The organism is Xenorhabdus littoralis, assembly GCF_033949345.1.
Taxonomy (GTDB): Bacteria; Pseudomonadota; Gammaproteobacteria; order Enterobacterales; family Enterobacteriaceae; genus Xenorhabdus; species Xenorhabdus littoralis.
Genome location: NZ_VCDP01000284.1, coordinates 1 through 322 on the forward strand (window position 1 = coordinate 1; position 322 = coordinate 322).

Consider the following 322-nt stretch of genomic DNA (forward strand, 5'->3'; position numbering starts at 1 on the left):
TAGAAGCTTTTCTTGGCAGCGGGGAATCAAAGACTTCGCTCCATAAGGAGCTTCCCCATCACAGCTCAGCCTTCACGATAAGCGGATTTGCCTACTTATCAGCCTAACTGCTTGGACGTGCACAACCAATCGCACGCTTCTTCTATCCTTCTGCGTCCCTCCATTGCTCAAACGATAAAGAGGTGGTACAGGAATATCAACCTGTTGTCCATCGCCTACGCCTGTCGGCCTCGGCTTAGGTCCTGACTAACCCTGAGCGGACGAGCCTTCCTCAGGAAACCTTAGGCATTCGGTGGACGGGATTCTCACCCGCCTTTCGCTA

At 52.8% G+C, this 322-nt stretch carries 1 rRNA gene; it reads right to left on the reverse strand.

Features of this window, described 5'->3' with window-relative positions:
• Nucleotides 1-322: ribosomal RNA gene (locus tag FE394_RS19635) — 23S ribosomal RNA — on the reverse strand; the annotation flags it as partial.